Origin of the sequence: Pseudomonas sp. NFACC46-3 (assembly GCF_900114515.1) — a bacterium.
GTDB classification, from domain to species: Bacteria; Pseudomonadota; Gammaproteobacteria; order Pseudomonadales; family Pseudomonadaceae; genus Aquipseudomonas; species Aquipseudomonas fluorescens_Q.
Genome location: NZ_FOTH01000018.1, coordinates 91,873 through 116,943 on the forward strand (window position 1 = coordinate 91,873; position 25,071 = coordinate 116,943).

The 25,071-nt window shown below is 62.8% G+C and carries 18 protein-coding genes; 12 read left to right on the plus strand and 6 right to left on the minus strand.

Going from position 1 to position 25,071, the window contains the following annotated elements; translation table 11 throughout:
• Window positions 1-108: 108 nt before the first annotated feature.
• The gene (locus BM300_RS18455; RefSeq protein WP_092463514.1) at window positions 109-1,053 is read left to right on the plus strand and encodes a LysR family transcriptional regulator; all 945 of its coding nucleotides are present in this window, start codon (window positions 109-111) and stop codon (window positions 1,051-1,053) included.
• A 128-nt stretch (window positions 1,054-1,181) separates the two neighbouring features.
• The gene (locus BM300_RS18460) at window positions 1,182-6,278 is read left to right on the plus strand and encodes a dermonecrotic toxin domain-containing protein (RefSeq protein WP_092463516.1); all 5,097 of its coding nucleotides are present in this window, start codon (window positions 1,182-1,184) and stop codon (window positions 6,276-6,278) included.
• 3 nt (window positions 6,279-6,281) lie between these two features.
• On the opposite strand, the gene BM300_RS18465 is transcribed toward BM300_RS18460, so the two are convergent.
• A complete protein-coding gene (locus BM300_RS18465; RefSeq protein WP_092463518.1) occupies window positions 6,282-7,244 on the minus strand; it encodes a class I SAM-dependent methyltransferase in 963 nt (320 codons plus the stop codon).
• Between the two features lie 182 nt (window positions 7,245-7,426).
• Window positions 7,427-8,110, minus strand: coding sequence for a murein L,D-transpeptidase catalytic domain family protein (locus BM300_RS18470; protein WP_092463538.1), 684 nt, complete (start codon window positions 8,108-8,110; stop codon window positions 7,427-7,429).
• A 162-nt stretch (window positions 8,111-8,272) separates the two neighbouring features.
• On the opposite strand from BM300_RS18470, the gene BM300_RS18475 reads away from it, so the two are divergent.
• Window positions 8,273-9,835 (plus strand): L,D-transpeptidase family protein, encoded by a 1,563-nt coding sequence (locus BM300_RS18475; RefSeq protein ID WP_092224214.1) that lies wholly within the window; start codon window positions 8,273-8,275, stop codon window positions 9,833-9,835.
• 2 nt (window positions 9,836-9,837) lie between these two features.
• On the opposite strand, the gene BM300_RS18480 is transcribed toward BM300_RS18475, so the two are convergent.
• Entirely contained in the window at window positions 9,838-10,467 is a 630-nt protein-coding gene (locus BM300_RS18480; RefSeq protein WP_092143225.1) for an NAD(P)H-dependent oxidoreductase, read from the minus strand.
• Window positions 10,468-10,549: 82 nt separating this feature from the next.
• Here BM300_RS18480 and BM300_RS18485 point away from each other — a divergent pair, with 82 nt between their 5' ends.
• Window positions 10,550-11,173, plus strand: coding sequence for a TetR/AcrR family transcriptional regulator (locus BM300_RS18485; protein ID WP_092143228.1), 624 nt, complete (start codon window positions 10,550-10,552; stop codon window positions 11,171-11,173).
• Between the two features lie 80 nt (window positions 11,174-11,253).
• Here BM300_RS18485 and BM300_RS18490 read toward each other — a convergent pair whose 3' ends face one another.
• The gene (locus BM300_RS18490) at window positions 11,254-11,667 is read right to left on the minus strand and encodes a CBS domain-containing protein (protein WP_072345929.1); all 414 of its coding nucleotides are present in this window, start codon (window positions 11,665-11,667) and stop codon (window positions 11,254-11,256) included.
• A gap of 558 nt (window positions 11,668-12,225) precedes the next feature.
• Between BM300_RS18490 and nirB the strand changes: the two genes are divergently transcribed.
• The 3 genes from nirB to BM300_RS18505 all read left to right on the plus strand — a co-directional run bounded on the left by nirB (window position 12,226) and on the right by BM300_RS18505 (window position 15,677).
• A complete protein-coding gene (nirB, locus tag BM300_RS18495) occupies window positions 12,226-14,787 on the plus strand; it encodes a nitrite reductase large subunit NirB (RefSeq protein ID WP_092224216.1) in 2,562 nt (853 codons plus the stop codon).
• Entirely contained in the window at window positions 14,787-15,173 is a 387-nt protein-coding gene (nirD, locus tag BM300_RS18500; protein WP_063321203.1) for a nitrite reductase small subunit NirD, read from the plus strand. The genes nirB and nirD overlap by 1 nt, the downstream gene beginning before the upstream one ends.
• A gap of 63 nt (window positions 15,174-15,236) precedes the next feature.
• Window positions 15,237-15,677, plus strand: a complete 441-nt coding sequence (locus tag BM300_RS18505) for a CBS domain-containing protein (protein WP_092463520.1) — start codon at window positions 15,237-15,239, stop codon at window positions 15,675-15,677.
• A 175-nt stretch (window positions 15,678-15,852) separates the two neighbouring features.
• Here the strand turns inward: BM300_RS18505 and BM300_RS18510 are convergent, their stop codons facing one another.
• Together BM300_RS18510 and BM300_RS18515 are read right to left on the minus strand one after the other, a co-directional pair.
• A complete protein-coding gene (locus BM300_RS18510; protein WP_063321206.1) occupies window positions 15,853-16,890 on the minus strand; it encodes an AraC family transcriptional regulator in 1,038 nt (345 codons plus the stop codon).
• Window positions 16,887-17,801, minus strand: coding sequence for a GGDEF domain-containing protein (locus BM300_RS18515; protein WP_092346471.1), 915 nt, complete (start codon window positions 17,799-17,801; stop codon window positions 16,887-16,889). Before BM300_RS18515 ends, BM300_RS18510 begins: the two co-directional genes overlap by 4 nt.
• A 471-nt stretch (window positions 17,802-18,272) precedes the next feature.
• Between BM300_RS18515 and BM300_RS18520 the strand changes: the two genes are divergently transcribed.
• The 5 genes from BM300_RS18520 (at window position 18,273) to BM300_RS18540 (ending at window position 24,927) form a co-directional block, all read left to right on the plus strand.
• On the plus strand, window positions 18,273-20,795 hold the full coding sequence (locus BM300_RS18520; RefSeq protein ID WP_092463522.1) for a TonB-dependent receptor: 2,523 nt from the start codon (window positions 18,273-18,275) through the stop codon (window positions 20,793-20,795).
• A gap of 162 nt (window positions 20,796-20,957) precedes the next feature.
• Entirely contained in the window at window positions 20,958-22,883 is a 1,926-nt protein-coding gene (locus BM300_RS18525; protein WP_092463524.1) for a phytase, read from the plus strand.
• Between the two features lie 64 nt (window positions 22,884-22,947).
• Window positions 22,948-23,655, plus strand: coding sequence for a protein TolQ (tolQ, locus tag BM300_RS18530; protein ID WP_092346465.1), 708 nt, complete (start codon window positions 22,948-22,950; stop codon window positions 23,653-23,655).
• A gap of 13 nt (window positions 23,656-23,668) precedes the next feature.
• Complete coding sequence (gene tolR / locus BM300_RS18535; protein WP_072345909.1) at window positions 23,669-24,115, plus strand: protein TolR; 447 nt, start codon at window positions 23,669-23,671, stop codon at window positions 24,113-24,115.
• Window positions 24,112-24,927: an energy transducer TonB gene (locus BM300_RS18540; RefSeq protein WP_092463526.1), complete on the plus strand. Its 816-nt coding sequence runs from the start codon at window positions 24,112-24,114 to the stop codon at window positions 24,925-24,927. Before tolR ends, BM300_RS18540 begins: the two co-directional genes overlap by 4 nt.
• The last annotated feature ends 144 nt before the right edge of the window (window positions 24,928-25,071 follow it).

Genomic DNA, 25,071 nt, shown 5'->3' on the forward strand with positions numbered 1-25,071 from the left:
GGTATTTGTTCTTATGGGCTGGACTGTACGGCGGGCGATTGATGCGTTACAAATCGAATCTCGCTAACAACCGATACCTTGAAGGTATCGGTAATCAGGGGCCTATCAATGACTCATCCTGTATTGTCGCGCAGTCTGTTCAACCGCCTGCGCTACAAACATTTGCACATGCTGGTGGCCTTGAGCGCCAGCCAGAACCTGCACCGGGCATCCCAGAGCCTGAACATGTCGCAACCGGCGGCGACCCGGATGCTGCACGAGATCGAGGACATGTTCGGTTGCGACCTGTTCGAGCGCCTGCCCCGGGGTATGCGCCCGACCGCCCTGGGCCAGGAACTGATCCGCTTCGCCGAGTTAGCCCTCAGCGGCCTGGATCGCTGCGCCGAAGATCTGCTGGCGCGCCAACAGGGCGGTTATGGTTACCTGTCCATCGGCACCATCATGGGAGCGGCGCCGGACTTGGTCATGGATTCCATCGCGCGGATCAAGGCGCTCAATCCGCAGCTGCGAATCCGCATCATGGGCGATACCAGCGACCAGGTGATCCAGTTGCTGGAGCAAGGTCGCATCGACCTGGCCATCGCCCGACGCAACGCTGCCACCGACAGCGAGCACTACGACTTCGAACAACTGGGCAATGAACGACTGCTGGTGGTAGTCCACGCCGGCCATCCCCTGGCACGGCGCAAAAAACTGGCCCTGGCCGAACTGGTCAGCGACTGGCCATGGATCCTGCAACCGGAAACCAGCCCGGCGCGCATCGGCCTCGATCAGGCGCTGCAACGCCTGGCGTTGCCAATGCCAGCGGACATCATCGAGTGCAGCTCGGTGTATTCCATGCAGCAGCTGATCCAGCTGACCGACGCGATCATGGTGCTCTCGGAAACGGCGTTGCGCGATTACCTGAAAATGGGCCTGATGGTGGCGCTGCCAGTGGCACTGGACGTACAACTGGCGCCGTTTGGCATGTTGCGGCGCAAGGGTGAGCCGGTGAACCGGGAGCTGGGACTGTTCATTGACCTGCTACGCACCCAGGCCGCGGCGCGAAGGTAGCACCGATTCGCTTGCTGCGCTGACGCCCGCAACCCCTTGCAACGGTTGCGCGGTTTCAAAAAAAAATCAGTTTGGAGAGCATCGGCCACCTCAACGCATTCAATCGCCCCCAAGGAAGGAGGTCCAACATGTCCACACTCGAGACCCATGTCGAGTTCATCCACGCCAGGCTGCCCATCTGGTTGAAACGCGCCTCGCGAGCCCACCAGAAACGGTTCAAGGTCCTGACCCAGCAATTGCAACGCGACAGCGACACCCTCAATGCGCTGATGGTCGACTTGCCGGCCCCCGATACCTTTACGCGCGACCTGCTGCTGGCTCAGCCGCCCGTGCAGGCCTGGGGACCGGTGAAGGGCAAGGGCGGCGTCGTGGAGGCGGTACGTCGGGCGCGGATCAAGCGCGATGCCTTCGGCACCTCGTTGTCGGTGGTCGAAGCGGCCATGCGCAATTACCCTCCCGCCGATGCCGCCGTCGGCAGCGAGTTCGACAAGAAAGGCGAGCTGTTCATCAAGGGCCAGCCCGGGGAGTTCCATCGCTGGGGCGCTCCGTCAGCGACCCTGCCGCTGCCCATGACCCCGGCCAGTTTCGCCCTTCTGTGTCGAAGCATGGACGCGGGTGGCGCTTACCAGCGTTTGCTCGCACAGCGGCTGCCGCATATCGGCGCTGAGGTTCCCGCCGTTGCCAAGGCTTACATGGCCTATGCACGCAGTCAGCTGGCCTACGACGCCTACGAGGCGAAGCTGGATGGGCGCCTGGATGAGACCGGTGAGCGTTTGCTGGCCTATGTCGGTGTGCAGCTCGAAGATCGGCCCGTGGAGCCTCTGGCTTGCGAGATCAAGGCACTGGAAGTGCTGTCTGTGCCGTTGTTCGGTGCTCGGGTCTACTGGGGGGTGGCAGGGAACGCCCAGGGCGTACGCCCGGTGGTCTTGCACTTGCCCCATGACGTGGTGGCGCCCGTCAAGCAATTCCCCAGCCTGCAGGCCATGGCAGCACAGCTGGCCGAACGATTGCGCAAGCGCAGTTATCGCCAGAGCCTGATGCGTTACCTCCCGTTGCGCCTGCAAGCCCAACTGGGCGATGCCCTGCATGATCAGGTGGAATGGGAGATAAAGGACAACCTCAATCTGTTCCAGGAAATCCATGCGCGTGTGACCGGCTGGCGAGAAGGGGAGCTGGGCGAGGGTGGCAACCCCAGGCGTATCCGGGTGCCGACGCCCCACGTGCCCTGGAGTCTTGGCGATGTGCGCAAAAATCAATGGGACGATCGCTATCACGAATGGCGCACCCATATCCTGGCCAATGCCTCGACGCTGATGGTCCCCACCAAGGACCAGGACTGGCAGGCGCTGCTGGCACGCTTCGAGTATTGGGAAAGCCTCGCGGAGCGTTCGCTGATGCTCGCCGTCAGTTTCATCCCGTTTTGCGCACCGATTGGCATGGCCGCAGCGGCGGTGGGCGGGGTACGCCTGGTGTATGAGTTCTTCGAAGGTATCCAGGCATTCAACGAAGGCCACGCCCAGGAAGGCATCGACCATATCTTCAACGTCTTGTTTGGGATCGCTCAAGGTGCCTATCTGGGTTTTATCGGCGGGGCCGTTGAACCCATGCCGCTGAGTGACGGTACGACACGCCTGTGGAATGGCGATGTCACGCCGTTCCAGGCCCGGCAGCGCCCCCCCTTGGTGGCCGAACAGGACGCCTGGGGTGTTTGGCGCACGGCCGACCAGGCGTGGGTGCAGGTCGAGGGCCAGTATTTCGAGGTGCAAGGGACTGCCGACGCCTTGGGCTTGCGCCTGCCCGCCGGCCATCGAGGCGTGACGCCTCTGCTGGAATGGAGCCGTGCTCGCGGCTGGCGCTGGGCGCACCGCAACCCATTGCAGCGCAGCAACCTGGAACTGCTGCGCGACTTTGCCGAAACGCCAGGCGAGCTGGACGACAAGACGATCCTTGCCTTGCAGCGACAGGCCGGCATCAGTGAGGCGCACCTGCGTTACCTGCAAGTGGAAGGACAGCCGCTGCCGGCGCTATTCGCCGACGCCCTGAGTGAAGCGCGCAACTGGCAAAAGGTGCAGCAGACCATTGGCCGTCTGCGGCGTGATGAAGCGCCCGGGCATGTGCCTGTGCAAATCGCCCACACCCTTGTGGATTTGCCGGGTTGGCCAAGCGAGCTGAGGCTGCGTTATCACGACGGCGGGCAGGCTCACGTCACCGGTGACACAGCCGCTACGCGCGTGCTCGACGTACACGACGCAGACCTGGAGCAAGACGCCTGGGCGGATCGCATCCTGGCCGGATTGAGCCTGAATGAACAGCGCACGCTGCTGGGGCAAAGCCCCCTCGGACTGCGCCCGGTGGAGCGCAGCCGGTTGTTGGCCGGGCGCTGGTCCGACTACCTGGAACGCCATGGGACGCAAGTGAGCGCTGCCCTGGCCCGGCCCGCAGTGCTCGATCCGCAGGCCGTTCCCGTGGCGCGTGCTTTCCCGGGCCTGCCGGAGTCCTTGGCCAACGAACTGGCCAGCCAGGCTCGAGGCCAGGACCGGCTGCGCCTGCTTGAAGGCCGGGTGACCGGGCGCCTGGGCAAGCAATGTGTAGAAGCCCTGAGCGAGCTGCGCCTGACCCGTGCCTTGCGCGCCCTGGAGCGCGGCGAAAGCAGCGCCGACCGGGACGCCATGGTCATGGGGTTGCTTGGCGACACTGCGCGATTACACGGTCGGCTGCACCTGCGTCTGTCCTCGCCCGAGCAGCAAGGCCCGCTCACGGTGGGAGAGGCAGGACCTTTGAAACTCATTCGCCAGGAGGACGGCCAATACCGTCCTTTTGACGAAGCGGATAACGAACTGGCCGGGCCTTCGAGCCTGGAAGAAGCGTTGCTCAGGGCGATGCCGGACGAAGCACGCAATGCCTTGGGCCTGAATATCTGGGACGCAGCCAAGCTGCGTGAGGCCCTTCTTGAGCAAGCCCTGGATGATCGACAGAGTCTGCGTCCGTACCTGCGACTCAAGCGCTTCGACAACATGAATGAGGGGCCGCAGTGGCTGAACGGATACTTTGGTTATCCCATGAGCGGTCGTGGCCGACTGCCGTTGCGGCGCTGGCTTGGCACCCTCCAAGGGCGCCTTGAACGGCTGTATCCCCACCATACCGGAGCCGCCTTCGAGGGGTTGCAACGCAGCTTGACCGAGCAGGCCGAGCGTGAAGGCATCAGTCTCGATGACCTGGTTGGCCGGTTGACGACTGAATGGGCAACCCTGGATGAAGGGCTGCGCCAATGGGAGGTTGAGGAGGGCCTTCATCACCCTAACGAGGGCCGTTACAACCGTGATGAACTGATTTCGGTGCGCAGGGAGGTGACGAGGGAAATCCGCCGGGCTTGGCGACGTGAACCCGATCCGGACCGGGAAGATAGCGAGCTGATATTGCGTCTATCGGGGTGGGACATCGGCCGGCTTCCGCCCCTCAGCGCGCGTTTCGACCATATCGAAGAGCTGATGTTGGCGCACATGGGCTTGAGTGAAGACCCCTCGGATTTCCTGCGGCTGTTTCCCAATATCGAGACGCTGCGCCTGCACGGCAATAATCTCACTACCGTGCCAGCGGCGGCCGGCGAGTTTCGCAACCTGCTGGAGCTGTCATTGGGCAGGAATCCACTCAACCTGGACGCGGATGTATTCGCCCCCTTGCTGGGCGCCGACCGTGCTCCTCGTCTGGAGGAACTGAACCTGTCCGAGGTGAGCGGCGGGACCGTACCCGGTGCCGACCGAGCCGTGGCCATCGGTCGCTTGGCGGAGCTGCCCTCGCTACGGGAACTGGTATGGTCCGACAACTTGCATTTCACCCCCGAGGAATTGCAGGCCATCACCGCTTTACCGGGATTGCGCACCCTGGACCTGGCTCGCTGTGGCCTGCGCCTGGATGAGGAGGGCAGTGCATTCCTGCGTAGCGCCACGACCGTCAGGGATTTACGGCTGAGCGGTAACAACTGTCGCGATTTACCGGACCTCCCCGAACTGGAGTCCTTGGAGGCGCTGGAGCTGGCCAACGCCGGGCTTGAACGCGTTCCCGCGCTGGCATTGCGGTTGCTCTCGAAAACATCATCCGAGCCAATCTTCATCGACCTCAAGGGCAATCGCATCACCGACATCCAGGGTGACTTGATCCCGGCGCTGGGCAACCTGCCAACGGGGAATACCCTGGGGCTTTGGCTCGAAGATAATCCACTGCCCAGCGCCCAGATCCGAATCCTGCGGGCCGTGGACCCCCAGGCTTTTCGCTACACCGTCGACGACTGGCTTGATCCCTTCAACGAACTCCAGCGGGCGTTGGAAGTGGCCCGCGACGATGCCGGCGGGCGGCGTTTCATCGATTGGTACTCCGGCCTCATCCGTGACGCCGATGCCGATGTGTCGGGCGGGTTGGCCGCCGGCGATCGACAAAGGGCGACCAGCATTCTGCAGTACTACACCGGTTTCCCGGACACCTATGCCGACCTCTCGGCACGGGTTGCGGATTTCGACCAGCAATTGGCTCAACTGCGCACACGCTTGCAGGCCCGCGTGCTGGACAGGCAACCGCCGGACGTCCCCGAACTGGAGGCGCATTTCCTGATGTTCCAGGCGGTTCAACGTGCCCGCCTCGAGCCGCAAAGGGTGCCTTTCGCGAGCTTCCTGGGCCGCCACCATGACTATTGGGGCAGAGTATTGAGCGGGCGTTATCCCGACGTCTCGCAGTTGCGGGCGGCCATGACACGGGAAGGCTTCATCAACTGGCTCAGCGACGCCCAGGACTCCTTTAACGGCAACGATCAAATACCCCGCGTCGGCGAACTGACCTGGCGTCCCTACCTGGGGTTGATGTCCCGCGAGTGGTCCGACGGCTTGGCGATCTGGGACACCGTGGAAGACGATCTGGTGGATGCCTTCAGCGAGCCGGTGGACCCTTCCCATTGGCCCCAGGTGTTGCTGGATAACCTGGCACATCCGGATGCCGACCTGCCCAGTGCCCTGGAATCCGTCACCGGGCCAGAAGGGATCGTCTGGCACCGTGTGAGGCTCGAGGCGGTGGCGGATGTGGATTGGGCCGCCGGCCAGCCGGTGACGCTCAGCGAAGACCAGTTGCGGCGCACCATGGCCATCTATCGCTCGGTCAAGAGCCGGGAGGTTGAAGGGATGGTCAAGCGGATCACCACAGGCCTGGTCAGCCCTTGGTGGTCGTTGCGCACGCAATAGAGGTTACTGGCCGGCACCCTCGCCAGAGGCCGTCATCCTGAACACCAGCGCCTTCAGGCCACACGCCATGTCGGCATCTGGAAACTCCGGCGGATTCGCCAGCCGCTGTTCGAACACCAGGCCCGGTGCTTCGCGGGTGACGCCGTCGATGAGGAAGTCCGGGCCGGTGGCCGGGTCGTTGCTGCAGGCCAGGACCGTGCCGTCGGTGGTCAGCAGTTCCGGCAGGCGGCGCAGGACGCGCTGGTAATCCTTGGTCAGCAGGAAACTGCCTTTCTGGAAGGTGGGCGGGTCGATGATCACCAGGTCATACGGCCCGCTGTTGATCACCTTGCCCCAGGATTTGAACAAATCGTGGCCGAGGAAACTCACCTGGCCCAGGTCATGGCCGTTCAGGCGATGGTTGTCGCGGCCACGACTCAGGGCCGCACGGGACATGTCCAGGTTGACCACGTGCCGCGCACCGCCGGCGATGGCCGCCACTGAGAAGCCGCAGGTGTAGGCGAACAGGTTCAACACTCGCTTGCCGTTGGCATTGGCCCGCACCCAGTCGCGGCCATAACGCATGTCGAGGAACAGGCCGTTGTTCTGCTTCTTGCCCAGATCGATCCGGTAACGCAGGCCGCCTTCGGTCAGGGTCCATTCGTCAATGGGCTCGCCCACCAGCCATTGGGTGAGGCTTTGCGGCAGGTAGCGGTGCTGCACGGCCAGCGTATGGGCCTTGCTGTGTTGCCAGGCCGACGACGTAGCGAGCGCCAGCAGTGTCGCGATCAAATCCTCCAGGTGCGTGGGTTCCGGTTCCTTGAACAGCGAGACCAGAACCACCCCTTGCAACCAGTCGACAGTGATTTGCTCCAGGCCCGGCCAGCAGCGCCCGCGGCCATGGAACAGGCGCCGGGTTTCTTCTGGCGCCGACTCCAGGGCGGTCAGCAAATGGGCGTGAAGGGTTTGAAGGGCTACGCAATTCATTCAGGCAACGCCAGGGATTCGAAAGGCCGGCATATTAACCTGTGGCGAGGGGATTTATCCCCGTTGGGCTGCGAAGCAGCCCCAATGCAGCAGACTCCATCTTCCTGGCACACCGAGCTGGCAGATTTCAGGGCTGCTTCGCATCCCAACGGGGATAAATCCCCTCGCCACAAAGGTGCCATCTAACCGCCGCTGGTAGCCAGAATGCTCGCCACCTGTTGCGGCTGGCAGTTGAGGTACGCCGAACGCTTGAGCCAACTGGGGTCCGGATACCAGGAAAACATGAATTGACCGCCCTTGAGCTTGTCGATCACCTGGCGCGCCACCTGGGGGCGTACGGCAGGGCAACCCTGGCTGCGCCCGATGCGGCCCTGGCGCACGCTCCACAACGGGTTCACGTAGTCGGCGGCATGGATCACGATGGCCCGATCACGGGCCAGGTCATTGAAACCCGGCTCCAGGCCGTCCATGCGCAACGAATAGCCGTGGGTGCCCTGGTAGCTTTCCTGGGTGCGAAACAGGCCCAGGCTGGATTGGTAGCTGCCCAGGCGATTGGAGAATTGCGTCGCGAAGTTTTCCCCGGATTTTTGCCCGTGGGCCACCAGGTCACGCAATACCAGCTTCTTTTGACGCAGGTCGAAGATCCACAGGCGACGGGCCGTGGAGGGTTGCGAGTAGTCGATGACCGCCAGGTGGCGGGCCTGGCTGGCACCATTGGCGACCGCGCATTGCATGGCGCTCAGGGCACTTTTGAGCGCCTGGGGATTGAGTTCCGGCGCTGCGTGGGCGAGGCTGTTGTAGAGCGTTTGCGAATTCGTCTTCTTTTCGGCCAGTGCCGGGCTGCAAATGACGCCCAGGCCCAGCATGACCAGGCAGAGTCGGCGCAAAAAGCCCTGTACAGGCGAAGCGTTTCCAGCGTGGTGTTCGTTCGCGGCATCCCGTCCGATTTCGTTTGTTTGCATGATGGCGGGTCGTACCTGTCGCAAAATTCACCGTCAACGAGACGGCCATGGAGTGGAGTAAAGCAGTTGTTCAAAAAGTCCGCATGTTACCTGAGCCTTTTATTGCTCACTGCGCCATTGGTCGCGACAGCCGAAGACAGCGATCCGGCGCTCGTGCAGACCACTCTGGCGCAATTGGCGGTCGCGTGCCCGGACGTCGCGGTGGGTGTCGACTTTCCGACGCAGCTCGATTTGCAAGCGTTCTATCAGCAAAACGCAGGCCAGGAAGTCTGGTCGGACGACGAACGACGGGGGGCGTTGCAGGTCCAGTTGCAACAACTGGCCGACGACGGTCTCGATCCCGGGCGCTATGGCTTGCCTGTCGAGGGGGCGACCCAAGGCCCTCATTGTGCCGACATCGCCATCAGCCGGCGCTACCTGCAAGCCTTGCATGACCTGCGTTTCGGCTACTTGCCTCAAGACCGGCTGGAACCGGTGTGGAAGGCCAATCCACCGCCACAGGACCATCCGGCCGTGGTGTTGGCCATCGCCGGGCTGGGCCTGCGGAACCTGGCCGACGCTTTTGAACAGGCACGGCCGAACCTGGACCTCTACCGCAACCTGCGTGGCCTCTATGCCCGGCTGCGACAACAGCCTTTAGCCGAATGGCAAGCGGTGCCGGGCGGGCCGTTGCTGCAACCGGACAAACAGGACGCCCGCGTACCCGCCCTGGCCCAACGACTGTTCAACGAGGGTTACCTGAGTACGCCGCCGCAGTTGAGCGACGAGCACTACAGCCCCATGCTGGTGGAGGCGATGAAGAGCTTCCAGGCCCAGCATTCGTTGCAGGCCGATGGGGTGGTGGGGCCGTGGACCGTCACCGAGCTGAACATCAGCCCGGCCATGCGTCGCGAGCAGCTGCGCATCAACCTGGAGCGCATGCGCTGGCTGGCCCAGGACGTGGAGGCCGACAGTGTCCTGGTCAACGTGGCAGCGGCGCAGTTGACGGTCTACCAGGGCGGCGCCCCGGTGTGGCAAACCCGCACCCAGGTGGGCCGTGCGCAACGGCAGACGCCGTTGCTCAAATCCCACGTCACCCGACTGACACTCAACCCGACCTGGACCATTCCGCCGACCATCATGCGCGAAGACAAACTGCCCGAGATCCGCCGCGATCCGGAGTTTCTCAGCCGCCACAACCTGCGGATTCTCGATGGTGATGGCCTGCCATTGCTGGCGGAGGATATCGACTGGGAGCACCCGGGCAACCTCATGTTGCGCCAGGATCCAGGCCCGAAGAACCCGTTGGGCAAAATGGCGATTCGTTTTCCCAACCCGTTTTCGGTGTACCTGCATGACACACCGAGCCAGGCACTGTTCAGCAAAGGCCCGCGAGCCTTCAGTTCAGGCTGCGTGCGGATCGAGCAAGTGATGCGCCTGCGCGACTTGCTGGTAAGCCCGGCCGAACGCGCCCGCACTGAGACGTTGCTGGCCAGTGAGTCGACCCACGAGTTCAGGCTGGCCCGGCCCGTGCCGATCCTGCTGGGCTACTGGACAGCACAAGCGGACAGCCAGGGCCAGGCGGTGTACGTTCCGGATATCTACGGGCGTGACGCGACACTGTCGGCCGCCCGTGGTCGCGCGCTCTGAGTTCAGGCGCATGCGGTCGCGGGGGCATGGGTGGTTTCGTCGAGCGTTGCGAACAAGCGCTGGCCGATAATGCCGGCGGTCTGCAGATGTTGTTGTGGATCGGCGGTTTCCGAGTCGAGCAAGCGCTGGGAACTCACCACGCGGGCGCCGCAGTAACCGAAAATGCCATGGTCGATCTGCGTGGTCATGGCCTCACCGTAGCCGTGGCGCTGGAAGCTGTCGGCATCGGCGCCGCCGACCCCCACCAGATGGACCTGCAAGTGCTGCAATTTCTGGATGAAGGGCTTGTCGAGGCTGAAATCGAATGCCCAGCCGTTGGAAAACACCCGGTCGATCCAGCCCTTGAGCAGCGCCGGCATGGACCACCAGTAAATCGGATAGACCAGCACCAGCGTATCGGCACGGTCGATTCTGGCTTGCTCGGCCAGCACATCCGCCGGCGGCAAGGCTTCGCGGTGGTGCACGGCATGGTCGGCAAAGCTGAAACGCGGATCGAAGCCTTCGGCGGCCAGGTCGGCGATCTCGAACGTATCGGCGGGGTTGGCGCGGGTGATGCCTTCGGCGATTTTTCCGGCCAGGCTGTGGGTGAGGGAGCGCGGATCGTGGTGAGCCACAACGATGAGTGCATGCATGGCGAAACTCCTTCTGGTCACGAGGTCTTGATGACAGGTATGCTTAAGTTACGCTTAGTAAGTTACGGTTGGTAAAGTTAGCATGTCAAGCACTGACGAACATTCGCAGGCGTCACCTCGTCGTCGTTTATCCCGGCATGACCGGCAGCGCCAATTGCTGGATGTCGCCTGGCGACTGGTGCGGGAGGAGGGCAGCGACGCCCTGACGCTGGCGCGGCTGGCGGACCAGGCGGGGGTGACCAAGCCCATCGTCTACGACCACTTCATCACCCGGTCCGGGTTGCTGGCGGCGCTGTACCAGGATTTCGACGCCCGCCAGACCGCGTTGATGGACGCAGCCCTGGACGCCAGCGACGCGACCCTGCAAAGTCGGGCGGCGGTGATTGCTTCTTCCTACGTCGAGTGCGTGCTGTTGCAGGGCCGAGAGATTCCCGGGGTGATCGCGGCGTTGAACAGTTCGCCGGAGCTGGAACGTATCAAGCGCGAATACGAGGGTATTTTTCTCGACAAGTGCCGCGCGGTGCTGGAGCCGTTCGCCGGCACGAAGGGCATCACCCAGGCCGGTTTGCGGGCGATGCTGGGAGCGGCGGAAGCATTGTCCAATGCCGCCGCCACTGGGGAAGTCAGCGCTGACGAGGCGAAGGAAGAGTTATTGGCCAGTATCGTGGCGATGGTGACCAGGACCGCCGATAACCCTTCAAGCTGACCCACCGCTATCGCGAGCAGGCTCGCTCCCAGCGCAAAGTGCATGCCGGACAACCGCCTCGTGCTTGCTTCGGGGGTGTTTTAATGGGGCCGGGCCACACCACGCAGCAGATTGGCGCTGAGCTTGTCGGCATTGCAACTGGCGACGTTGGCCAGCGAGACCATACCCACCAGGCGCTTGTCGCGATTGACCACCGGCAGGCGGCGTTTTTCGATCTGGGCCATGTTCTTGGCCACATGGTCGATCTCTTCGTCTTCGAAGCAGTAGCGCACCTCATCGCTCATGATCCGACTGACCGGGGTGTTCATGTCCATGCCATCTGCCATGGCTCGAACCACCAGGTCACGGTCGGTGATCATACCGGCCATACGGTCGTCCTGATTGATGATCAGCGCACCGATGTCGGCTTGGCGCATGATTTGCGCGACTTCGCGCAAGGAAGTCTCGGGGGAGACCGTGCGTACTTCCCGACTCATGACTTCATTGATTTTCATCGCTGAATCTCCTTTTTCTCGGGTTGGACAGCAAGCCTCGATCCGGGCCGGGCAAGTCACCTGCGCGACACCGGACGGGGGCCTCACTTATTGTGAAAATCCGGGTGGGTGATGGTTCAGGATTTTTCCCGACAGGTTTGAATGGCTGCACTTTTATGAAGCCGCAGGCGGGTGATCGCACCATCGCAAGGCAGTGGGCGGTGCTTGGGAAACGGCGGAAGAGGCCGCTCAGCTCGCGGTGGCTGGGCCGACGGTTTCGCGGCCAGGCCCGCTCCCACAGGGGATCGTCGGCGAATGCGAGGTTGCCAATAGCGTTGCGGATTAGGTTTGGCACGCTCGCTGCAAGAGGCTATCCAGGCCCACCGTGAACACAGTCGAGTGGGCAGCCCCGTCGGTCAACGAAGATCGAGCGCCAGCAGGCCGGGGGACATCGGTAGGTCAGGGCGCAGTCGCCGGGCCGATACCGCACAGAACAGGCAAAGACGCCTGGAACCGCAAGGTTTCAGGCGTCTTTTTTTTGCTTTCAAAATCGTGATGGGCTTTTGTCGGGTGCTTTTTATGAATTCCAACGTTGCTTCTCTGAACAAGCTGCAAACGCTGATCGTGATCGGCAATGGCATGGTCGGCCATCACTGCGTCGAGCAATTGATCGAGCGCGGTGCCCTCAATCATTACCGTGTGCATGTGTTCAGCGAAGAGCCGATGCGTGCCTACGACCGCGTGCACCTGTCCGAGTACTTCTCGGGCCGCGATGCCGAGTCCCTGGCCCTTGGCGAAGCGTCGTTGTACCAGACCCCTGGCGTCACGTTGCACCTGGGTGTGCCGGTGCTGGAAATCGACCGTGACGCCCATCAGGTCGTTACCGCCCATGATCGCCTTCACTACGACAAACTGGTGCTCGCCACCGGTTCCTACCCGTTCGTGCCACCGATTGAAGGTGCCGAAGGCGATTCGTGCCTGGTCTATCGCACCCTCGAAGACTTGGACGCGATCCGCGCTGCCGCCAGCAATGCCCGTCGTGGCGTGGTGGTCGGTGGCGGCCTGCTCGGCCTGGAAGCGGCCAACGCGCTCAAGACCCTGGGCCTGGAGGCCCACGTGGTGGAATTCGCCCCCCGACTGATGCCGGTGCAATTGGACCCCCAGGGCGGCTTGGCCCTCAAGGCCCGTATCGAGAAGCTGGGCGTCGGCGTGCACCTGTCCAAGGGCACCCAGTCCATCAGCGCCGGTGAGCAGTACCGTTATCGAATGAATTTCGGCGACGACGATTTCCTGGAAACCGACCTCATCGTGTTTTCCGCCGGCATCCGTGCCCAGGATGCCTTGGCTCGCCAAAGCGATCTGCAGATCGGTCCGCGCGGTGGCGTGGTGATCGACGACCATTGCCAGAGCAGCGACCCAGACATCTACGCCATCGGCGAATGCGCGGCCTGGAACGGCAGCATTTTCGGCCTGGTCGCCCCGGGCTACCAGATGGCCCGCAATGTCGCGGCCCGGCTGTGCGGCGAAAGCGCTGACGCCTTCACCGGGGCCGACATGTCCACCAAGCTCAAGTTGCTGGGTGTGGACGTCGGCTCCATCGGCGACGCCCATGGCAACACCCCGGGGTCGCGCAGCTTCCAATTCATCGACGAAACCAGCGCCAGCTACCGGCGACTGGTGGTGGACGCCGCCGGCAAGCGCGTGATCGGCGCGGTGCTGGTGGGCGACAACAGCTACTACGACACCTTGCTGCAATACATGCAGAACGGTATCGCCTTGCCCAAGGACGCTGCCAGCCTGATCCTGCCATCGTCCGAAGGCGCCCCGACCCTGGGGCCGGCGGCGCTGCCGGAAACCGCCACGATTTGCTCGTGCCATAACGTCACCAAGGGCTCGATCTGCTCGGCCATCGACGGTGGCTGCACTGATCTGGGCCAGCTCAAATGCGACACCAAGGCCGGTACCGGGTGTGGTGGTTGCGCGGCCCTGGTCAAGCAAGTGTTCGAGCATGAGTTGACTGCCCGCGGCGTCAGCGTCGACAAGAGCCTGTGCGAACATTTCGCCTACACCCGCCAGGAGTTGTACGCCCTGGTGCGGGTGGAAGGCATCATCAGCTTCGAAGAACTGCTGGCCAAGCACGGTCGTGGTCACACCGGCTGCGACCTGTGCAAACCGGCGGTGGGCTCTATCCTGGCGTCGTGCTGGAACCAGCCGATCATGGACCCGTCCCTGGTGCCGTTGCAGGACACCAACGACACCTTCATGGCGAACATGCAGAAAAACGGCACCTACTCGGTCGTGCCGCGTATCGCCGGTGGGGAAATCACCGCCGACAAGCTGATCGCCATCGGCGTGGTCGCCAAGAAATATGACCTCTACACCAAGATCACTGGCGGCCAGCGCATCGACCTGTTCGGCGCCCAGTTGCACCAGTTGCCGGACATCTGGGCCGAGCTGATCGAAGCCGGTTTCGAGACCGGGCATGCCTATGGCAAATCCACGCGCACGGTAAAATCCTGCGTGGGCAGCACCTGGTGCCGCTACGGCGTGCAGGACAGCGTGCAGATGGCCTTGACCATTGAGGATCGCTACAAAGGCCTGCGCTCGCCGCACAAGCTCAAGTTCGCGGTGTCCGGCTGCACCCGAGAGTGCGCCGAAGCCCAGAGCAAGGACGTCGGCGTGATCGCCACCGAGAAGGGCTGGAACCTCTACGTGGCCGGCAACGGCGGCATGCGCCCGCGGCACGCCGAGTTGTTCGCCACCGACCTGGATGACGAGACGCTGATCCGCTACATCGACCGCTTCCTGATGTTCTACATCCGCACCGCCGACAAGCTGCAACGGACCTCGGTCTGGCGCGAAAGCCTGGAAGGCGGCCTGGACTACCTCAAGGACGTGATCATCAACGATAGCCTGGGCTTGGGCGCCGAGCTCGAAGCCCAGATGCAGCTGGTGGTCGATCGCTACGAATGTGAATGGGCCAACGCCCTCAAGGATCCGGAAAAGCTCAAGCGTTTCCGCACCTTCGTCAACGACGGGCGCGGCGATCCGGATGTTCACTTTGTCAGGGAACGCGGCCAGCGCCGGCCGGTTCACGCCCACGAACTCCACCTGATTCCCGTTACCGAGGAGGTGCTCTGATGAGCCAGTCAAACGTCGTTCGTATTCCTGTCCGCGATGTCGCTCAAGAACCGCTGCAATGGCGTGCCCTGTGCAGCCGTGACGATCTGGTCCCCAACTCAGGCGTGGTCGCCTGGCACGACGGCAGCCAAGTCGCTCTGCTGTACCTGCCCGAGCATCAGGACAAGCCGCTGTACGCCATCGACAACCGTGATCCCAAGTCCGGCGCGAATGTCATCGGTCGTGGCTTGCTGGGCAGCATCAAGGGCGACCTGGTGATTGCCTCGCCGATGTACAAGCAGCATTTCCGCCTGGAAGATGGCCATTGCCTGGAATACCCGGAACAGCGCCTGCGGGTCTGGCCGGTGCGTCTCAATGGCGATGTGGTCGAGATCGGCGAAGACTGACCCGCTTCTGTGGCGAGGGGTTCTCAAGCGAACGTATCAGGCAAGCTGCTAGGGGGATAAGCAATGAAAACCGCCGCTCAACTGGTGAAACTCAAAAGCGTGCAGCACCAGCAGGTCCACAGCATCGCTCCGGAACAGACGGTGCTCGAAGCACTGCAAATCATGGCCGAGAAAAACGTCGGCGCGCTGCCGGTGATCGAAGACGGGCAAGTGGTGGGCGTGTTCAGCGAGCGCGATTACGCGCGCAAGATGGTGCTGCAAGGGCGCTCCTCGGTGGGCACCCAGGTGCGCACCATCATGAGCGCGCCCGTGATCACTGCCGACAGCCAGCAAAGCATCGATCGCTGCATGGAAGTCATGACCGACAGCCACCTGCGGCACTTGCCGGTGCTGGATAACGGGCAGTTGATCGGCCTGCTGTCCATCGGCGACCTGGTGAAAGAGGCGATTGTCGAACAGGCGGATTTGATCCGGCAGTTGGAGCACTACATCCGCGGGCACTGAGCCCGCAAGCTCGCATTTGTGGCGAGGGGATTTATCCCCGCTGGGCTGCGAAGCAGTCCCAAAAAAAGCACAGTCGACTCAATGCTTGGGTGATAAAAAGGGGGGCTGCTGCGCAGCCCAACGGGGATAAATCCCCTCGCCACAAGGTTGTGTCCGACTTCAGTACCTATAAGCCTCACCCCAGCATCAACAACTGCCGAATCAGGTTCGGCGTGCTACCGGTCCAGCGCTTGAACGAACGACGGAAGTTCGCCGTGTCGTTGAAGCGCAAGTACTGCGCCACTTCTTCATTGCTGAACCCTTTGACCTGATAGAGATACAAAGCCACATGGGTGTGCACCCGATCCACCTGTTGCTGGAATCCGGTGTGGTGCTTGTGCAGCTTGCGCTTGAGGGTTGCCGGGCTCATGGCGAAGGCCTGGGCGGTCTGTTCCAGGCTGAGCGTCTGCTGCACATGAGCGTGCAGGTAGTCGTAGATACAATCCAGAAAGCTTGAAGCGAAGCCCAGTTGATCAAGCTGTTCCCGGGCTTCGATCCGCGCCACCTGGCCGGCGGTGGCTGAAACGTTGGGCCAGGGCTGGGCGAGGCAGTGGCGGGGCAGGCGCATCAGGTCCAGGGGGCGGTCGAACTGGGTGTGCTCACCCAGGTGCACCCAATATTGCTCGACGTAACGCGGTTCGCTGTGGCGAAAGCTGCATTGCCAGGGCAGGCGTTCGCCGCTGAGCCAGGTGCTCATCGCCACCATCGAGGTCATACTCGCCTCCAGTACGAAGCGCCATTGTTCATCGGCGCCGCAGCTGTCAAGCCAATGGAGGTAGGCATAGTGCTCGTCCAATAGCAGCCTCGGGGCGGCCAGCGGGCTGAGCAGCGCCTGCTGGTCGATCAGGGTTTGCAGGGCTTGATGCAGATTCTGCGCGTGGCGCAAAGCGTGGCTCGCAGGCCCGTAGTGGCCCGGCAACAGCCGCTGGCCAAACAGGAAACTGCTGTCGCTGGCATCCAGCAGGCGCCGGCTGTTGTCGATCAGACCGAGGAACTGCTGCGGGCTGATACGGCTCTGGCCGGCGAGGATATCGTCGTGAAACAACCCGGTGCCGCGCAGCAGGCGATGGCTGTCGATGTCCCGCGACAGCGCCAGGTCGATCAGCGCGGCAGGCTGATAGTGCCCCGGAATGAAGCGGCTGTCGGTTTCGTACCAGCACGTCTTGAGCGTCATGCGCTTTTCGCCAATGTGGTCCGGGACTGGGCCAGCGCCAGGTTCAGGCGTTTGAGCAAGGCTTCGGGGGACTCGTCGAACGCCATCACCACCGCCGTGCTGGCGACCAGTTGCAACCGTTCGCTGTGTTGCCGGGTCTTGTGGGCCAGGCTGCGCACCGCAATCTCCAGCTCCAGGGCCAAGCGCCGGGCCTGGCTCTCGCCTGTATCGGGCAGCAGCACCACGAAGCGATCACCGGCCAGGCGGCACAGCAGATCCTGGCGCCGCAGGTTCAATACCAGCAACTGGCTGACGGCCTGCAACACCGCGTCGCCTTCGCCGTGGCCGAAGCGCTGGTTGATGGCGGTGAAGTTGTCAAGGTCCAGGGCTAGCAGCGACAAAGGTTGCTGGCGGCGTCGACTGTCTTCCAGGCTGGCGGACAGTTCGTGCTTGAGAAAGTCGGCGCCTCCCAACGGCGTAAGTTTGTCGAACAGACGATGCTCACGGAACAGCCGCTCGCGCTTCTCCATCTGCGCGTTGATCGCCAGTTGCTCCCGGTGCCAATGATAGATGCCGAGGGTCAACAGGATCATGCCCACCGGCATCGGCCCGGATTCGAGCCAGTGGTCCCAGGTGATGCTGTCGGGCAGGCGGATGAATTCATCGAGGCTGTCGATCCACCAGGAAAAGAAGATGCAGCCCAGGCCCAGGATCAGGTAGTTAGTGACCCGTCCGGTCGGGCGGCTTTTCAGCACCAGCCCCAACCAGACCAGCGCCAGCAGCGCTGAGCCACCTTCGCCGAGGATGTCCAGCCAGACCCATTCGGCGACGGGTTTGAGTTCGCCGCTGGCCAAGTGCAGGATCAACCCGACGTTGGCCGCCAGCAGGAGCAGGGCGAGTTTGAGGCAGTGCGGGCGCAGCACGGAGAACATGGCCGGAATCCTTTGGCAGAAGCGGAATGCGGCCCAGCACAGCAGATGAATGTGACAGTGCGGTGACGGCGGGTGATGGGGTGGGGGAGGTCGAATCAGCTCATCCATTGTCTGAACTTTTCATTCATGACATCGCCACCTATCTCATTGTGGCGAGGGGATTTATCCCCGTTGGGTTGCGAAGCGACCCTAAAACCAGGCATCGCGGTATGTCAGGCAATATGAAGGAGGGCGCTTCGCGCCCAGCGGGGATAAATCCCCTCGCCACAAAAGTGATCGGCTGCGGATTGTCTGGGCGGCTCGAAACCAGGTCATTTCAGCTCATTCCGGCTCGCCAGCCCCCCTAAATCAGCCGATTGCTGCCCCTCCAGCCAAACCCTGTCACAGAACCGTCATTCCGCACCCCTAGCGTGCCCTCCCAGTTGCCGGGCCATTGCCTGGCGGATTTCCGGATTCCTGGGGAGGACCACCATGTATCACCGCACAAGCACTGCCGGGCTCGTCGGTTTCACGTTCACCGCATTGGCGATGGCCATTGCCAGTGAGCGGCTGAGCGCTGCCGAGCAGGCGACCACAGAACACGTTGAAGTGGTCGGCCAGGCGGCCAGCATCGATCAGGCCCTCAAGGAGCAGCGCAACGCCGACAGCATCAAGAGCGTGGTGCATGCCGACGGCGTGGCACAGTTGCCGGATGAAAACGTCGCCGAAGCGGTGCAGCGCCTGCCCGGTGTCAGCGTCGAGCGCGACCAGGGCGAAGGCCGGTTTGTCAGCGTGCGCGGCCTTGGCCCGGACCTCAACAGCGTGACCATCAACGGCACGCTGGTGCCAGCCCCGGAGAGCGAACGCCGGGCCGTTGCCCTGGATGTGCTGCCTTCGGAGCTGGTGCAATCGTTGTCGGTGATCAAGACCCTGACGCCGGACATGGACGCCAACTCCCTGGGCGGCACGGTGGACGTCAAAAGCCTCTCGGCCTTCGACCACAAGGGCCTGTTCTACACCGGCAGCAGCGAAGCCAGCTATGACAAGAACACCAGCCAGACCAGCCCGAAATTCTCCGGTGCCATCAGCGATCGTTTCAGCCTCGGCGATGGCATCGACAACTTCGGCGTGGCCGCGGCGCTGAGCTGGCAGAAGCGTGACTTCGGTTCGGACAACGTCGAAACCGGCGGCGCCTGGGATTTCGAGCAAGGCTCACGCCTCGAAGAGTTCGAACAGCGCGACTACGACATCCGTCGCGAGCGGGCCGGTGGCGGGTTGAATTTCGACTACAAGCCCGACGACTCCAGCAGCTATTACCTGCGCACGCTGTACAGCCGCTACAAGGACAGCGAAACCCGCAACGCCGCCAGCATTGCCTTCGAAGACCCGCAAGCCGCCGGTGAATTGGGGGACGCCGAGGGCGAGCGCAAACTCAAGCAACGTGAAGAAACCCAGGAAATTCAATCCTACGTGCTCGGTGGCGAGCGCCTGTTCGGGCTCTGGACCCTGAGCGGTCAGGGCGGCTATAGCCAATCCAGCGAAGACAGCCCCGGCCACATCGCCGGCGCCACTTTCGAAGGCATCGACGGTTTCAACGGCGGCTTCTACGACAACGACAAGCCGCGGCCGATCATCGGCTCGGGGTTCTACGATCCCGCCAACTTCAGCCTCGACAAGGTGGATTGGGAGGAGCAGAAGACTACCGACACCGAGAAAAACCTGCGCCTGGACCTGGCCCGGGACTATGATCTGCGTGGCTACGCGTCCCAGGTCAAGTTCGGTGGCAAAGTCAGCCGACGTGACAAGGACAACGACCTCAATGCCTGGGTCTACGAGGATTTCGACGACCTGGGTTTTACCGACGAGCAGTTGAACCTTGGGCAGTTCCAGAAAGGCAACGTGGATTATCGCCTTGGCCGCTTCGGCCCGGGTATCAGCGCCGATGCGATCAAGCAGTTGCTCGGCGGTCTGAATCGCGATCAGTTCTTTGACGAGCAGGAGTCGCGAGTCAACGACTTCAAGATGAGCGAAGACATCAACGCCGGATACCTGATGAACACCGTCGATATCGATGACTGGCGCTTCATCGCCGGCATGCGCTACGAAGGCACGGAGTTCGACGCCAAGGGCACCGGCGCCACCGACGGCGTATTCACCGACACCGAGACCCGGCGCAAGTATCACCACTGGTTGCCGGGCCTGCACGCCCGCTATCAACTGGACAAGAACACCCAGGTGCGTGCGGCCTGGACCAAATCCGTGGTGCGTCCGACCTTTGGGCAGTTGGCGCCGGGTTTTGTCATCGACGATGACGAGGCTACGTTCGGCAACCCGGAGCTCAAGCCGCTGGAATCGAGCAACCTGGACCTGGGCATCGAGCACTTCATGGGGCACGCCGGCACGGTCTCGGCCTTCGTGTTCTACAAGGACATCAAGAATTTTGTCTACAACACCGACCTGGCCGGCACGGGCGCCTGGACCGATTTTTCAGAGGCCCACAGCTACGCCAACGGTGACAGCGCCAAGCTGTATGGCCTGGAACTGGCCTACTCGCAAAAGTTCGACTGGCTGCCAGCACCTTGGAATGGCCTGCTGCTCGGCGCCAACACCACCTTCAGCCGTTCGGACGCCGAGATCGAAGGCTTCGACCAAGCCAGTGGTACCCAGCGCAAACGTAGCATCGACTTGCCGAACCAGTCGGACACGGTCGGCAACCTGATGTTGGGTTGGGAAAACGACAAGCTGAGCCTGCGGCTGTCGGCCAACTACAAATCCGCGTACCTGTTCGAGCTGGCGTCCATCAGCGACCGCGACCATGACCTGCATGTCGATGCCCAGACCTTCGTCGACTTCAGCGCGCGTTACTCGCTGACCAAGAACCTGCAAGTCAGCCTGGAAGCCCAGAACCTCACCGACGAGCCGTATTTCGTCTACACCGGCCACCGCTCCTACAACGGCCAGTACGAAGAGTACGGCCCGACCTACAAGCTGGGGCTGACCTTTACCCATTTCTAGGTGCCGATGCTGATCACCTGTGGCGAGGGAGCTTGCTCCCGCTGGGCTGCGCAGCAGACCTGTTGTGTGGGCGCTACGCACCCAAGCGGGAGCAAGCTCCCTCGCCACAGGAATAGTGAACATGCCATTTCTGAAGTTGGCCCAATGACAAGGATTTTCCCGTTGATCACGATGTTTTTCTTACCCAAGCGCTGCCTACTGGCGATGGCGCTCAGCCTGGCATCAACTGCCGCGCTGGCGGCTGCTTCAGCGCCCAAGCTAAAGCTGCAACCCTGGCCTCAAGCCGAACAACGGTCGATCAACGCCCTGGCATTCCTGCCTGGCCCTTCGACGACCGAACGCCTGGCCAGCGCCCGCGAGGGCCTGTTCTTGCTCGATGCCCAAGGTCGCGAACTGACGCGCCTGAAGGGCACCTTCGAAGGTGTCGATAGCCGTGCCCAAGGCGAGAACGTGCTGGTCGCCAGCCTCGACAGCGAGCGCCAGCAAGCCATGGTCGTCAGCCTCGACCCAAAAAGTCGCCAGTGGAGCACGCCGCTGTACCTGCCCACGCGGGACTTCCCGGTCAACGGCCTGTGCCTGTACCGCGACGAGGCGAGCAACCTGTTTGTGTTCCTGGTCGGCGAGGAAGGCAAGGGCGAGCAATGGCTGGTGGGCAATGGCGAGCGCCTGAGCGACACCGCGCAACGGGTGCGGGGCCTGCCGTTGCCGCCGGATGCCAAGACCTGCCAGGTGCAGGACAGCGCTAATCAGTTATTCGTCAACGAGGAGCGGGTGGGTTGGTGGGCCTACCCGGCATCCTCTGAGGCCGAGACCGTGCGGGTGCCCGTGGCGATGCGCGCACCGTTCGGCGAGCTCCAGCAACGCGCCGGGGCCATGGCCGTGTTGCCGGGAGGCCTGTTGGGGCTGGACCCGGAAGCGGCGCGCCTGCATGTGTATCAGCAGCAGGGAGAGGGTTGGAGTGCTGAAGCCAGTCTGCCGCTGGCGGGTCTGAAGGAACCGGAAAACCTCGCGGCGCGGCTGACGAAAAGTGGCATTGAAGTGCTGCTGCGCGACGATGACAACGGGCACCTGTACCAAGGCGAAATCAGCTGGAAACCCACGCCAGTGCCTTTGCCGCCGGTACTGCCCACTGTGACGGCCATCGTCCAGAGCGAACCGGTGGCCCGCCAGGGCGATGCCGCCGATGACCCGGCGATCTGGGTGCATCCAACGACGCCCGGGCTGAGCCGGGTGCTGGGCACCAACAAGAAGCAAGGCCTGCTGGCCTATGACCTGCAAGGCAAGCTGCTGCAGGAACTGGCGGTCGGGCGCCTGAATAACGTCGATGTGCGGGCGAACTTCAAGCTGGGCACGCAAACCGTCGATCTGGCCGTGGCCAGCAACCGAGATCGCAACAGCTTGAGCCTGTTCAGTATCGACCGCGCCAGTGGCGAGTTGCGCGAAGCGGGCGAGATCATGACGTCATTGCAGGAAATCTACGGCATCTGTCTGTTCCAGCCTGCCGAAGGTGAGCTGTATGCCTTCGCCAACGGCAAGGACGGGCGCTTCGTGCAGTACCGCCTGAGCGCGCCGGACGGCGTGGTGAAAGGCCAGTTGGTGCGCCAGTTCAGCGTCGACAGCCAGCCCGAAGGTTGCGTGGCAGATGAGCGGCGCCAGCGTCTGTTTCTCGGTGAAGAGGATGTAGGTGTCTGGGCGGTGGATGCCCGGGCCGACCAACCGGCGACCTTGAACAGTGTGATCAAGGTTGGCCCCTTGTTGCACGCCGACGTTGAGGGCATGGCCTTGTACCAGGCCAACGGCCACGACTACCTGGTGATCTCCAGCCAGGGCAACGACAGCTACCTGGTGCTCGATGCCGAGCCTCCTTATGCCGTGCGGGGCGCCTTCCGGATCGGCCTGAACGCTGCCGCGGGCATTGATGGCGCGTCGGAAACCGATGGCCTGGAGGTGACCTCGATGAACCTCGGCGGGCCTTGGAGCCAGGGCATGCTGGTGGTCCAGGATGGACGCAAGCGCATGCCCGAGCAGACCCAGAACTTCAAGTTCGTGCCCTGGGCCGACGTGGCGAAAGCGCTGCGCCTGCCTTGAGCGACGCTGTCATCAACCGGTCACGAACATTTCATCGAATAACCGCCAGACAGGAGTTTCAACCATGCAAGCCACTCTGGAACACATGACGATCTGGGGCCTGATCAGTGACGCGAGTCTGCTGGTCAAGGCGGTCATGCTCACGTTGCTGCTGGCCTCGCTATTGAGCTGGTATCTGATCATCCAGCGCAGCGCCGTGCTGCAACGCAACGAGCGCCAGCTCAACGGTTTCATGCAGCGTTTTCGCAGCAGCCAGGATCTGTTGCCCTTGTACCGGGAACACGCACAAGTCCGCGAAGAAGACGCTGGTGTCACGCCGATCTTTCAGGCGGGTGTGCTGGCCTTCACTCAGCTCAACCAACCTTCAAGCACGCCAGAAGTGGTGCTTGAAGGCGTCGAGCGCGCGCTGCAAGTGGCGATCAGCGAACAGGAAATACAGCTGGAAAAAGGCCTGCAATTTCTCGCCACCGTCGGTTCGGTCAGCCCCTACATCGGTTTGTTCGGCACCGTCTGGGGGATCATGAATGCCTTTATCGGCCTGTCCCAAGTGCAACAGGCCAGCCTTTCCACGGTGGCGCCGGGTATTGCCGAAGCGTTGATCGCCACGGCCATCGGCTTGTTCGCGGCGATCCCGGCGGTCATTGCCTATAACCGTTTTGCCGCTCGCGGCCAGACCCTGCTGACCCGTTACTACGCCTTTGGCAACGAGCTGCAGGCGCGTCTGCACCGCAAGCTGCACGGTGCACCGGTAAACCTGGCCACGGCCGCTTGAGAGGAGAGGGCAGATGCTCGTCAAGCCACAACGCAAGCACGGTCCCAAGGCCGAAATGAACGTGGTGCCGTACATCGACGTGATGTTGGTGCTGCTGGTGATTTTCATGGTCACCGCACCGATGCTGACCCAGGGCGTGAAGATCGAACTGCCCAAGGTCGCCAGCGAAGCACTGGCCAACGACAGTCGCCAGCAAATCCTCACCTTGTCGGTCAAGGCCGAGGGCGGTTACTACTGGAACCTGGGCGGTGAGCTGGACACCCGCCACGCTACTGACAGCGCTGTGGATCTGGAGCAGATGCGCGTGAAGGTGGCGCAGGTCGTGGCCGAGCGCAGCGATACCCAGGTGTACATCCGTGCCGACGAGCATGCCGATTATGGCCGGGTCGTTGCAGCCATGGCCGCGTTACAGCAGGGCGGTGTGAGCAATCTGGGACTGGTGACCGAGGCGCCGCAATGACGGCGATGATCATGCACAGGCCCTCCTTGAGCGTGCCTGCGCTGGGCCGTCGCTTCTGGAAAAACGGCCTGGCGGCGGGGCTCGCCGTGGCCCTGCACGCGGGTGTGGTGGCGTTGTTGGTGTTGGGCTGGAGCGTGGAAAAGCCAGCCGCCGAGGTGCCCCGGGTGTTGCGCACGCAACTGGTGATGTTGCCAGCGGCACCGGTGCCCGAAGCGCCTGCACCGGCCGCTGTTATTCCTGTAGCACCGCCATCGGCCGAGCCGACTTCGGCGCCGGTAGAAGCGCCGCGTCCCGTTCCCAGCCAACCCGTTGTCGATCCGCGTGCCCAGGCACAGAAACTGGAGCAGGCGGCCCTGGCGCGCAAACGGGTCGAGGAGCAAAAGCGCGAGCAACAGGCCCAACAGCAGCGCGAACGCCAGGAAAGCGAACGACGCAGGCAAGACGCCGAGCAGCAGGTCGCCGAACAACAGCGTCAGGCCCGGGAGGCGCAAGCACTTGTCGAGCAACGCCAAGCCGAGCAGGCGCGCCAGGCCGTCGCCGACAGCCGCAGCTACCAACCGCTGAGCAAGCAAGCCCCGGACTATCCACAACGCGCCCTGGACAAGGGCCTGGAAGGCGATTGCACCGTGGAATACAGCGTGACGCCGGACGGGCGGATCGATAACCCCAAGGTGCTCGACGGTTGCCACCCATTGTTCATCCGACCGTCCTTGGCTGCCGCCCAGACGTTTCGTTATCAGCCGCGGATCATCGATGGCAAGGCGGTGACGGTGCCGGCGGTGCGCAATACCTTTCACTACCGGATCAAATAAACGCCGTATCTAGACATCGGCCAAGAACCCCATTGTGGCGAGGGAGCTTGCTCCCGCTGGAGCGCGCAGCGGTCCCAATCTTGCGTTCGCTTCGCAACCGAGCGGGAGCAAGCTCCCTCGCCACAGGGGATTGTTTGGTCCGGG